Here is an 11565-nt window from a genome sequence, read left to right as displayed (position 1 = left end):
ACCATACCTCATCCATACCTGACCGTACGAAGATTCGTCCTCATACCCCTTCTGGAGATAGACAAAAACTTGCGTCTTCCTGGCGGGGACCTTCTCAAAAGCTATCTGAGCGAATTAAGTTTGGATGACAAGGTGGAGTTCTACGCTAATTATGATTGGGTGTCCATCGCCCACGCACCATGAAACCCTCATACCACAGGTGGCACAAAGGAGCATGAAATTAAGATGTATTTTCAGAGGAAACAGTTGTTATTGTCCTCCGATCCACGGAAGCTTCCCCTTGAGTCCGAAATTAGTTCCTACGCAAACTTGGGCAGCGAGAATCTCATCAGTGAGACAGATCGTCTGAACAGTGGAGGTAAGCCAGACATGTCAGACGACAACGGTTCACTATTCTTCCATACTGATTTCAGTTAACCAGGTGGGTCAGAGATGCCAGAGTCTTCGCTTGCGGAAAGGATTCTAGAGCTGGTTTCCCTATATGGCTACTATATTGTTTTCCTGGCCCAGGCGCTAGAAAGTGCAGCTTTTTTGGGACTCCTTGTTCCTGGAGATATCATCCTTCTGGTGGTCAGCTTTTCTGCCGCCCTGGGCTACCTTAACCTCTACCTGGTCATTTTGGTGGCCTCCGTAGGGGCAGTAGTGGGGGATAATCTGATCTATTGGGTAAGCCGCAAGGGTGGCAGGCCCTTTGTGGATCGGCATCACAAATTTTTTCGACTGTCCAAGGCTGGAATACAAAGAGGAGAGGAGTTTTATGCTCGATACGGAGCCAAGACGATTCTCCTCACCAGAATGGTTCCCTTTTTGAGAGTAATAACAATACCTCTGGCTGGAATATACAGGATGAGCTATTCCACATTCCTGGTCTACGATCTGACAGGTCATTTTGCCCGGACTACGGCCTACTCCCTTTTGGGCTACTACTTCGGCCGAAACTGGGATCTTTTAATGAAGATTATAGACCTGATGGGATGGACCACTCTGGTGATTGCTCTGCTTGTGGCAACTGGAATTTACGGGTTTTACCGAATAAAATTTTACAGAGCAAAAAGGAGCCCAAGGGATATAAGGGAGGCCAAAAGAGGGAAAGGGCAAGAAAAAATCGGAGTTCCTGATCCAAAGGAGTGAAGATAACTGGCTCTTGGATGCCACATGTTTTGGATATGAACTTGGAACTACACATGTGAACCATGATAACATGAAACCCTCATGCCACAGGTGGCACAAAGGAGCATGAAATTAAGATGTATTTTCAGAGGAAATGAGAATCTATTCTCCAGGTAACCAGGCTGATAGAGAAATCCTGTTTCTGCAAGAAGTTGGCTCTACCAATGACTATGCTCGTAAGCTCTTCCAAAAGGGGTGTGCGGCCGGGACTGTAGTGGTGGCCAGAAGACAGATCGGAGGCAGGGGGAGAAGAGGAAGAAGCTGGTCTTCTCCGGAAGGAGGTCTCTGGTTCTCTCTGATACTGCCTTGCAGGCCTGAAGACAGCTCTGTCCATAAAGTGCCCCTGATCATTTCCCTGAGTGTAGCTCAGGCCGTGGAAGAGCGCTGTGGCGTGAAAACAGAACTCAAGTGGCCCAATGACGTTCTCATCGGAGGTAAGAAAATAGCGGGTATTCTCATAGAGAGGGGAACCAGGGATACTGGAGAAGAAGCCCTTTTGGTGGGCATAGGCATCAATGTCAACCTGGAACAGGAAGTTCTGCAAAGAGAGGGAATCCAGGAAGTGGCCACCTCCCTGGACATAGTAACAGGAAGGGAAGAGGATTTATATGCCCTCCTTCTTTCGGTGCTGGATAAAATAGAAGAAAATCTGCATAATCTTTATTACAATCAGGGAGATCTCCTGGGGAAGGTCACTCCCCGCATGAGCATTCTGGGCCAGATGGTAGCGGTTCAGTTGGAGGGGGATACCATCTATGGTCGGGCCTCCGGTCTCACTCAGGAGGGTGCTCTGGTTATCCAGGCTGGAAAGAGAACCAGAACTTTATACAGCGGGGATGTAGTCTCCCTTCGTCTGAGGGAGGATAGCTAAAGATATAGCTTTGTAGAGGGGATAACCGTCCTGGAGTCGGTACAGGCCAGCTTTGATGACCGTTGAAGTGCTAACGCACCTCTGATGATCAGGACTTTTCGCTTCTCTATTTGCACGAGTAGCAACAACAACTATTACTTGGGGACAGTAAGCAAGGAGGGGTTTCTAATGTTGTTGGCCATTGACGTGGGCAACACTCAGACGGTTCTAGGGCTCTTTTCGGGGGACGAGATCGACCACTCCTGGAGGATAGTCACTCCCCGGGAGCAAACAACTGATGAGATAGCTGCTCTGTTTTATAAACTGTTTGAACTCTATGGTCTGAAATTCAAGGACGTCACTTCGGTGGCCATATCCTCGGTGGTGCCCCAGCTGGATCATGAACTGATCGTCCTGAGCCGTAGATTTCTGGAAGTAGATCCACTGATCATTGGGCCCGGAGTAAAAACCGATCTGGAGATTGCATATGACAATCCTCAGGAAGTGGGGGCCGACCGGATTGTCAACTCGGTGGCAGCTATAAGACTGTACGGCTGTCCCTGCATAGTGGTGGATTTCGGCACAGCCACTACTTTCGATGCCGTAGCGGAGGGGAATATATATTTGGGCGGAGCCATCTCCCCAGGCCTGGAGATCTCCACGGAGGCTCTATTTGCTCATGCCGCCAGGTTATCCAAAGTGGATCTGAGAAAACCCACTCAGGCCATTGGCCGAAACACTGCCGACAGCATCAGGTCCGGAGTAATCATGGGATTCTCCGGGCTGGTTGACGGAATGGTCAGGAGGATGGCCGGCGAGATGCACACCAGGCCCAAGGTGATCGCCACCGGTGGATTGGCCGAGATGGTCCTGGACTACTGTGAGACCATTGACGTCCATGACCCCCAGCTTACCCTGAAAGGACTTAAATTTATCTATGAAATGAATCACTAGTGCCACTAAAAGGCATGGAAAAGCAGAGAGGAGGTAAGATGAGGCGCATTGTGAGCGTGAGTCTGGGATCATCGAAAAGAGATCACCGGGTATCTCTGAATATTTTGGGCCAGGATTTTGTGGTGGAGAGGATCGGCACAGACGGAAATATGGCCAGAGCCATTGAACTTCTCAGATCCCTGGATGGTCAGGTAGACGTCTTTGGTCTGGGCGGCATCGATCTTTATCTTTGTGCGGGAGGGCGAAAGTATGCTATAAGAGATGCCCTCAAAATGAGAAAAGCTGTGGTCAAATCCAGGGTAGTGGATGGAAGCGGCCTCAAGAACAGTCTGGAGTATGATGTAATCAAAGAGGTGGACCGAAATCTGGGTCCTCTGCGGGGCAAGAAGGCTTTACAGGTGAGTTCTGTGGACAGGTTTGGCATGGCTGAGGCCCTCACTGAAGTAGGATGCCAGACCACCTTTGGCGATTTCATCTTTGGCCTGGGTATTCCTATCCCTCTGCGCTCGCTTCGGGCGGTCAAAATAGTGGCCTGGATGCTGTTACCTCTGATCACCAAACTGCCCTTTCGGATTCTCTATCCTCTTGGTTCAGAGCAGGAGAAGGAACCGAAGAAAAAGTACCTCAAGTACTATCGTGATGCGGACATCCTGGCGGGCGACTTTCTCTATATCCGTCGTTATCTTCCTCTTGATCTAAAGGGGAAGTGGATAATTACCAACACGATTACTTCTGAAGATGTAGAACTTCTCCGCTCCCGGGGAGCTGAGCTTCTCATAACCACAACTCCTGGCTTCGAAGGAAGATCTTTTGGTACTAATGTAATTGAGGCCATCCTGGTATCCCTCTTGGAGAAGCCACCGGAGATGCTGCAGTCTGAAGACTACAGAGCCATGCTCAGTAAGATTGGATTTCAGCCGCAGATTCTGAAGCTTCAGTCTTGCCCTCTTTGACAGATTTCTTTTCTTAACCTATAATGCCCAGGTAAGTTATTCTACAATCTATGGAGAAAAGGACGATGAGAAAGATTCTTGTTACCGAGGAAGGTTATAAAAGATTACAAGAGGAGCTGGAGTATCTGGTCCGGAACAAGAGGAGGGAGGTGGCTGAGAGGCTCAAGGAAGCCAAGGGGTTCGGTGATCTGACTGAGAACTCTGAGTATGAGGATGCCAAAAACGAACAGGCTTTTGTAGAAGGCAGAATAGCTCAGATCAACGAAATACTTTCCAGAGCCGAAATCATAGCGGGCAACAACACATCGGACGCGGTAGGGGTCGGTTCGCTGGTTACCTTAAGAGATGTGGTGAGCGGGGAAGTGTTTGAGTACCGGCTGGTGAGTTCCATTGAGTCAGATCCTCTCCGTAATCTGATCTCTTATGAGTCCCCTCTTGGCACAGCCATCCTGAACAGGAAACTTGGTGAGAAAGTCAGGGTGCAGATACCCCGTGGCGAACTGGAATACCAGATAGTTGATGTAAAGTGAGTGGACCAAAGGCCATGGGAGAAACCAGCGAGATCGTAAGGCAGAGAATAGAAAAGCTGGAAAAGCTAAAGCAAGAGGGAAAGAAGATCTATCAATGTGACTTTTCTCCCCAGGAGCGGCTGGTTGAGATCAGAGAAAAGTATGGTGGCCTGGAATCTGGAGCTGCCACTGGTTTTATGGCCAGGGTGGCCGGACGGGTGATGGCTTTCCGGGAGCATGGAAAGGCCATTTTTGCTGAAATAACTGATGGCTCGGACACCCTTCAGCTATATGTAAATTTCAAGAAAGTGGGGGCCGAGCAGTTTGCCGAATTTCAGGACATTGATGTGGGTGATTGGTTGGGGGTGGAAGGGGAGGTCTTTAAGACCCGAAGAGGAGAGCTTTCCATTGACGTACAGATGTTCATTCTCTTGAGCAAGGCCCTCCGCCCTCTTCCCGAGAAATATCACGGGCTCAGAGATAAAGAGACCCGATATCGACAACGCTACGTCGACCTTATTGTTAACCCGGAAGTAAGAGAAGTCTTCTTGGTCAGAAACAGGGTGATCAGGGCCATTCGGGAGTTCCTGGAAGCCAGAGGCTTTCTGGAAGTAGAGACTCCCATGTTGCATGCCATTCCCGGCGGAGCCACAGCCAGGCCTTTCCGGACCCACCATAACGCTCTGGACATAGATCTTTATCTGAGGATTGCCCCTGAGCTTTATCTAAAGAGGCTGATCGTAGGAGGATTTGATAAGATCTACGAGCTGAACCGAAATTTTCGAAACGAGGGGATGTCTACCCGGCATAATCCTGAATTTACTATGCTGGAACTGTACCAGGCTTTTGCCAACTACCAGGACCTTATGGATTTGACCCAGGAACTGCTGGGGTATGTGGTCGAGCAAGTCAAGGGGGAAAGACGGATAGTTTACCGGGGCCAGGAGATCGACTTTTCAGGTGATTGGGAGAGGATTTCCATGATAGAGGCCATCCAAAAGTACGCCCATATTCAGATCCATCTGGATCTGAATGGGGAGGTCCTCAGAAAAATCGCTTCAGAGCATAAGGTTGTTCCGGAAGAAGGAGCCAGCAAAGGAGAAACCATTAACCAGATATTTGAACAGACGGTCGCCTCTCAATTGATAGCCCCTACTTTCATTTTGGACTATCCCAAAGATATCTCCCCTCTGGCCAGGACTCACGCCCAGGATGAACGGCTGACCGAAAGATTTGAACTCTTCATAGGGGGAGAAGAGATCGCCAATGCCTTCTCCGAGCTTATAGACCCCATTGAGCAAAGAAGACGCTTTGAGGAGCAACTGGAGGCCAGAGGAGAGGCAGAGGACAGGCTGATCGACGAGGATTTCCTGAGAGCTCTGGAATACGGCATGCCTCCCACAGGTGGTGAAGGTATTGGCATAGATAGATTGATCATGGTCTTAACCGATTCTCCCTCCATCAGAGATGTAATCATGTTTCCCCACCTGAGGCCGGAAGGAAATTGAAAGTTCCGGTTCAGAAACAACTAGCCCCTGTTTGTACAAACGTGAGCTAGTTTTCCACGAGCCAAAAATTCTTTCTGACTCATTAACCTCGGTCAGCTCTGGGGACCTTTCTGGTGTAGTCGGGCAGTAGCATGGGTGAGATGCGATCCGTTTCTATTCCTTCCTGGTCGAGTTCGGCGTGATACTTCTTCACGTGCTCGAGGGTGAGCTTGCCGATCTTCACCGAGCGGGACTTTGCGGCGGCCGCCTGGCCTGCCCGTCTTCCAAATACCAGAATGTCCAGAAGGGAGTTGCCCATCAGCCTGTTTCTTCCGTGGACCCCGCCTGAACACTCCCCGGCTACAAAAAGTCCAGGGATGCTCGTCTCTCCCAGGTCATTTATCTCCACTCCGCCGTTCTGGTAGTGCAAAGTGGGATAAATAAGCACGGGTTGTTGGGCCATGTCGATGTCAAAGCGTTTAAACTGCCGGTACATGGCAGGTAGTTCCCTTTGAACCGTGCCCTTACCGTGGATCGCCTCGATCATAGGCGAATCTAGCCAAACTCCTGGTTGGCTGGTTCCTGTGGTATATCCCTTCTGCCGATCCAGACACTCTCTTATGATGGCCGAGGAAACGGCGTCTCTTGTCTCCAGGGGGTTGACGAACTGCTCTCCTTCAGTATTCACCAGTTGGGCGCCAAGTCCTCTCACCTTCTCGGTGACCAACTGACCTATGATCTGCTCGGGGAAGGCCACGCCCGTGGGATGTATCTGGGTAGCGTCCAGGAAGATGAGGGGTGCTCCGGCCCGGTAGGCCATCACCAGCCCATCGGCAGTGGCTCCGTAGTGATTGGTAGTAGGAAAGCCAGCCAGGTGCAGGCGGCCAAACCCCCCCGTGGCCAGAATGACCGCCCTGGCTCTGACCACACAGTACTCTCCAGTTTCCAGATTGGTGAGTACTGCTCCGGCGCATTTCCCCTCCTCATCCAGGACCAGTTCTATGGCGGGTGAAAACTCAATTATCGGCACTCCGATGTTTCTCGCTTCGTCCCTAAGGGTTCGCATGATCTCGGCACCGGTGTAGTCCCGGGCAAAATGCATTCTCTTTCTGCAGGTGCCGCCTCCATGAATGGTGACCAGGGCTCCGTCAGCTTCCTTGCTGAACATACAGCCCCAGTCCTCGAGCCAGTCTATGACCAGTGGAGCGTCGTGCACTAAGGCTTTGACCAGATCCGGTTTGTTGACGAACCCACCTCCTCCCATCACGTCCAGGTAGTGGAGCATGGGGGAGTCATTGGGCTTAGTCGCAGCCTGGATGCCACCCTGAGCCATCATGGTGTTAGCGTCCCCCAGCCGCAATTTGGTCACCTGAAGAACGTTAGCTCCTGCCAGTTTGGCCTCGATAGCTGCAGAGGTCCCTGCACCGCCTCCTCCTATGACGAGCACCTCAACATCGTGCGCTACTGCTTCCAGCGAAAAGGTGTGCGGGTCAAGCCTGCTTCTTGCCTCAAGCAGGTCGACGAGCTCGTGGGGCATGGTTTCGCCTTTGCTTGGTCCCACAGTTACCTTTCTCATGGTGTCTGGCCGAAAGTCGGGGTGGAAGCTTTTGAGAAGGGCCTCCTTTTCCTGGGGGGTCAGACGCGGGTGCTGCTCCTTCATTCTCTTACCTCGGGTCTTTTCCACTGCTTTGATGGATTCCAACATTTCGGGAGTGTACACTGTCATCCCTCCCTTAAGGCTCGATGTCTCGGGAATTGTATAGTTTCTTCAGTTCGTTTATATTCTGGTCCGCCATTTGGTTCAGGCTGGCATCGAACTCTCCGGCCTTGATCTTGGAGACTACCTCTGCCAGGTGCTGCGCTTTCTTGGCCATGTACTTGCCGTATAATCTCCGGGCCAGGATAGCCACATTATAGGGCACGGTCTCCGCAGGGCACCTGGAGGCACAAAGTCCACACATGATACACTCAAAGGACAGATCCGCTACCCTGGCTATGTCTCCTCTCATCGCTGCGGCCATGTAGTCCATAACCTTTAGCTCCTGGGGGCACGTCCTGGTACAGGTGTTGCATCCAAGACACCTGGACAGCTCCGGGTAGCACTTGAGGAGCTGGGACAGAGCAGGTTTAGCCTGGTCAAGGTGGTAGGTTGCCGCCTGGGCCGGGAAAAATGGCAACTGGGTGAGATACATGTCCTCCTCCACCACAGCCTGGCAGGCCAGTCCTACCTTGATCCGGTAGTCTCCCGGTGTACGGTAGATAGTGCCACAGGCACCACAAAAACCACCCCGGCAGCCACAGCCCCGGATGAGTTTGTAGCCCGCGTACTCCATGGCCTTCATTATGGTAAGAGCAGCAGGTACTGAATAGGTCTTACCCATAATGTGGATACGAACCGCTTGTAGTTGAGCCACCTTAGCTTCCCTCCTTCTCACCTGACTGAGAACCCCCGCACTTTAGTGCTGGGGAGTGTTACCTGGGCTCAAGTTCTTCTTCCTTAAACGTGGTCAGCGGTAGCACCTCATCCAGGCTGCGCCCGGGTACATAATTGAATATAGCCTGAATCTTTTCGGCCACCGCTGGGAACAGAGTTGCCAGTGGTAGTCCTACCGGGCAGGCGCTCTCGCACATGCCGCAGCTCACGCAGGAATATCCCACGTGGCATAACCTGGTCAGATGAAACAGTATGGTGTCAGCAGGCATTTTAATGAGACCCTTCCTGGTTGCCCAGTTGACGTAGCTGGACGACTGGTGGTCGAATATGCGGCCTTCAAAAACACATTCCTTGCAGTAGCAGATGGGGCAGGCCTTGCGGCAATTGCCACATTTCAGGCAGGTGGCAAACTCAGCTATCAGTCTGGGAAGGTCATCTATGGACTGTTGCCATGCCAGGAGCTTCTCCTCTCTGACCTTCTGCCTCTCTTCCTTGTGCCAGGAAATCAGGGAACTTCTCTCGGAAGCTGTGCCTTCCACAAGGCCTGTCGCTTCTCTTAGCCGCTCTACCAGAGAGTTCTTGACCTCCACGAGTATCTCGTTAGGACCTGTTCCGATAAAACCGATGTGCACCGAAACTGCATCGGAGGCTACTTCCGAACAGATCTGACATGCTGACCTCACCCCCTTCACCAAACCTGATCGGAGGCTGGTGAGCCACTGTTCGGATAGGGCGCGAGCGCCTGTCTGCATGACCTCTTCCCGGTACACTCTGGGGTCTAGCGTCCCCAGGCAGTCCACTCCAATGAGCAGCACGGGGGAGAGGTTAGCCTGCCCTAACTTGACCAGTTCGATGGCAGCTCTTACCTCACAGGGTCTCAAGACCACCCCGATGACTGCGCCAGGGTCCCGGAAGGTGAGGTTTGATAGCACGGTCGCCCCGCTCACCAGCACGAGCGGCCCCACCGGGTCCGGAGACAGCAACTTGTTGGGGTCCTTCACCAGCGTATATACCACGCTCCGGCCAGAGGAGGTTTCCTGCGGCACCAAAAGCAGGTCTACTATGTCCTTTTTCATAAGTCCGCGGAAAAACTCTTTGAGGGTCTCCCTCACATTTGCCTGAGTTCTCAAAAGAAAACTGGCTATGGTGTACACCTCGCTTTCGGAGCCGTCAGATCTCCCACTGAGCCTTCATGGAATTTGGTCCGAGTTCTTTCAGTCTAGTCACCATTCGCCTGACCGTGTCGGCAAAAACCCTGCCCTCACTCGCCGAGATGAAGCTGAACCAGATCCGGTCCCCCGGTATCCCAAACTGTTCAAGCATGGTTTTTACCATGGCTACCCGGCGTCGTGCTTTGTAGTTACCATTGAGGTAATGGCAGTCGCCCGAGTGACAGCCCGCTATCAGGACGCCGTCTGCACCTTCCAGTATGGGTTTTAAGATGTACAGGGGATCTACCGAACCAGAGCACATCACCCGTATCACCCTGATATTCGGCGGGTACTGGATGCGGGAGGTACCGGCCAGGTCAGCGCCAACGTAGCTGCACCAATTGCATAAAAAAGCTATGATCTTGGGCTCGAATTCCTGCGCTACTCTCTTCTCTGAAACGCTCAGTTGTTTCACCTCTTCTCTCCCTACACTACTGCGTCCAGCACGGCCATTATCTGCGTCTTATCGAACCCGCGCTGGATGGTGGCGCCGTTTGGGCAGGCGACCACGCAGGCGCCGCATCCCTGACACAATATCTCCCTCACCGCAGCCACGTTCTTCTCCTCGTCGATACACCTGGCCTGGTACGGGCAACTGGCCACACATAATCCGCACCCTGAGCAGATTCGCTCTCGTACCGCCGCAATGATCGCCTCTGACTCTATCCTGTCCCTGGATAGCAAGGTCACCGCCCTCATCGCCGCAGCTTTGGCCTGGGCCACCGCTTCGGGCGCCAGCTTGGGCCAATGGGCAAGACCTGCCAGGTAAGTCCCGTCAACTGCAAAATCCACCGGACGAAGCTTCAGGTGGGCCTCGGAGAAGAAGCCGTCAGCAGTGAGCGGCAGCTTGAACACCTTGCTCAGGTACTCGTTGTCGTTGGGCTCGATCCCCACAGAAAGGACCACCAGATCTGCCTCGATAACCACCTGGCGTCCGATGGTCGGATCCAAAGCCTGAACCCTCAGCCCGCTGGCTCCAGGGCAGACCCGGGGCTTCCGGTCGGGGTCGTATCTGATAAATAAAACTCCGGCTTCCCTGGCCTTCTTGTAGAATTTCTCTCTGAAGCCGTAGGTGCGCATATCCCGGTAAAACACGTACACTTTTGCCTCGGGCTTTAACTGTTTTAGGTGGAGCGCGTTTTTCACAGCCTGGGTACAGCAAATCCTGCTGCAGTAGGGATGCTCCTGGTCTCTTGAGCCGACACACTGTATCATCACTACTGAGGCAGGTACATCTTCTCTGGCCAGTCTTTCTTCGAACTCGGTTTGGGTGATGACGTGGTCGTGCTCGCCGTAGAGGTATTCTTTGGGGGTCATCTCCCTGGCTCCGGTGGCGATGATTAGCGCTCCATGCCTTACCTGGGTGAGGCTATCTCCCTTTTTCAGGGTTGTTCTGTAGTTGCCTTTGTAGCCAGCAGATTCAGCCACCTCTGTTTCGGTGTGGACGGTGATGTCGGGATGCCGCAGCACTTGGGACACCAGGTTCTCCAGGAACAGGGCCGGGTTCTCCGACTCCAGAGGAATCAGCACCTGGCGGTAGTTGCAGCCGAGCTCTTGTTCACGCTCTACCAGGTGAACCGAAAAACCCTGCTCGGCCAGGGACAGCGCAGCCGTCATGCCCGCCAGTCCCCCGCCCACAACCAGGGCAATGTGGTCGATCTCCGAAAAGGAAGTAAAAAGCGGTTCTAGCAGTCTGGCCCTGGCTACAGCCATTGACACCAGATCTTTGGCCTTTCCGGTAGCTTCATCCGGAAAGTCCTGGTGCACCCACGAGGAGTGTTCCCTGATATTGGCCAGGTCGAAGAGGTAGGGGTTCAAACCCGCCTCTCTCAGGACCTCCTTGAAAAGGGGCTCGTGAGTCCTGGGAGTACAGGAAGCCACCACTACCCGATTCAGGTTGTGGTCCTTCACCGCCTCTTTGATCTTCTCTATACTGTTCTGAGCGCAGGCGTAGAGGAATTCGTCGGCCAAGACCACACCTGGGATCATCCTGGCGT

At 52.7% G+C, this 11565-nt stretch carries 11 protein-coding genes and 1 pseudogene; 7 read left to right on the top strand and 5 right to left on the bottom strand.

The window, feature by feature from the left end; all coding sequences use genetic code 11:
• The 7 genes and pseudogenes from HW443_RS06885 to lysS form a co-directional block, all read left to right on the top strand.
• A pseudogene (locus HW443_RS06885) lies at window positions 1-183 on the top strand (2-amino-4-hydroxy-6-hydroxymethyldihydropteridine diphosphokinase); the annotation flags it as partial.
• Window positions 184-432: 249 nt separating this feature from the next.
• Window positions 433-1131 (top strand): DedA family protein, encoded by a 699-nt coding sequence (locus HW443_RS06880; RefSeq protein WP_176230916.1) that lies wholly within the window; start codon window positions 433-435, stop codon window positions 1129-1131.
• A 133-nt stretch (window positions 1132-1264) separates the two neighbouring features.
• Window positions 1265-2041: a biotin--[acetyl-CoA-carboxylase] ligase gene (locus tag HW443_RS06875; protein WP_176230915.1), complete on the top strand. Its 777-nt coding sequence runs from the start codon at window positions 1265-1267 to the stop codon at window positions 2039-2041.
• Between the two features lie 168 nt (window positions 2042-2209).
• Window positions 2210-2974, top strand: coding sequence for a type III pantothenate kinase (locus HW443_RS06870; RefSeq protein WP_176230914.1), 765 nt, complete (start codon window positions 2210-2212; stop codon window positions 2972-2974).
• A gap of 38 nt (window positions 2975-3012) precedes the next feature.
• On the top strand, window positions 3013-3927 hold the full coding sequence (locus HW443_RS06865; RefSeq protein ID WP_176230913.1) for a quinate 5-dehydrogenase: 915 nt from the start codon (window positions 3013-3015) through the stop codon (window positions 3925-3927).
• A gap of 65 nt (window positions 3928-3992) precedes the next feature.
• A complete protein-coding gene (greA, locus tag HW443_RS06860; RefSeq protein WP_176236841.1) occupies window positions 3993-4457 on the top strand; it encodes a transcription elongation factor GreA in 465 nt (154 codons plus the stop codon).
• Between the two features lie 14 nt (window positions 4458-4471).
• A complete protein-coding gene (gene lysS / locus HW443_RS06855) occupies window positions 4472-5944 on the top strand; it encodes a lysine--tRNA ligase (protein ID WP_176235260.1) in 1473 nt (490 codons plus the stop codon).
• 82 nt (window positions 5945-6026) lie between these two features.
• Here lysS and HW443_RS06850 read toward each other — a convergent pair whose 3' ends face one another.
• From HW443_RS06850 to HW443_RS06830, 5 genes are all read right to left on the bottom strand, one after another.
• Window positions 6027-7643 (bottom strand): FAD-binding protein, encoded by a 1617-nt coding sequence (locus HW443_RS06850; RefSeq protein WP_176235267.1) that lies wholly within the window; start codon window positions 7641-7643, stop codon window positions 6027-6029.
• Between the two features lie 13 nt (window positions 7644-7656).
• The gene (locus tag HW443_RS06845) at window positions 7657-8337 is read right to left on the bottom strand and encodes a 4Fe-4S dicluster domain-containing protein (RefSeq protein ID WP_258188955.1); all 681 of its coding nucleotides are present in this window, start codon (window positions 8335-8337) and stop codon (window positions 7657-7659) included.
• Window positions 8338-8395: 58 nt separating this feature from the next.
• Window positions 8396-9433, bottom strand: coding sequence for a formate dehydrogenase (locus HW443_RS06840; RefSeq protein ID WP_176235259.1), 1038 nt, complete (start codon window positions 9431-9433; stop codon window positions 8396-8398).
• A 94-nt stretch (window positions 9434-9527) separates the two neighbouring features.
• Window positions 9528-9974, bottom strand: coding sequence for a hydrogenase iron-sulfur subunit (locus HW443_RS06835; RefSeq protein ID WP_176229379.1), 447 nt, complete (start codon window positions 9972-9974; stop codon window positions 9528-9530).
• Window positions 9975-9994: 20 nt separating this feature from the next.
• On the bottom strand, window positions 9995-11565 hold a 1571-nt coding region (locus tag HW443_RS06830; RefSeq protein WP_219857229.1), incomplete at its 5' end, for a CoB--CoM heterodisulfide reductase iron-sulfur subunit A family protein.

It is taken from the genome of Candidatus Hakubella thermalkaliphila, assembly GCF_013281975.1.
Taxonomy (GTDB): Bacteria; Actinomycetota; Humimicrobiia; order Hakubellales; family Hakubellaceae; genus Hakubella; species Hakubella thermalkaliphila.
Note: the sequence above shows the minus strand (reverse complement) of the source record. Positions and strands in the feature narration are given on the sequence as shown.

Excerpts from the sequence above, each read along its gene's own strand:
- HW443_RS06880 (WP_176230916.1), top strand. The coding sequence starts at position 433 with ATGCCAGAGTCTTCGCTTGCGGAAAGGATTCTAGAGCTGGTTTCCCTA.
- HW443_RS06875 (WP_176230915.1), top strand. The coding sequence starts at position 1,265 with ATGAGAATCTATTCTCCAGGTAACCAGGCTGATAGAGAAATCCTGTTT.
- HW443_RS06870 (WP_176230914.1), top strand. The coding sequence starts at position 2,210 with ATGTTGTTGGCCATTGACGTGGGCAACACTCAGACGGTTCTAGGGCTC.
- HW443_RS06865 (WP_176230913.1), top strand. The coding sequence starts at position 3,013 with ATGAGGCGCATTGTGAGCGTGAGTCTGGGATCATCGAAAAGAGATCAC.
- greA (WP_176236841.1), top strand. The coding sequence starts at position 3,993 with ATGAGAAAGATTCTTGTTACCGAGGAAGGTTATAAAAGATTACAAGAG.
- lysS (WP_176235260.1), top strand. The coding sequence starts at position 4,472 with ATGGGAGAAACCAGCGAGATCGTAAGGCAGAGAATAGAAAAGCTGGAA.
- HW443_RS06840 (WP_176235259.1), bottom strand. The coding sequence starts at position 9,433 with ATGAAAAAGGACATAGTAGACCTGCTTTTGGTGCCGCAGGAAACCTCC.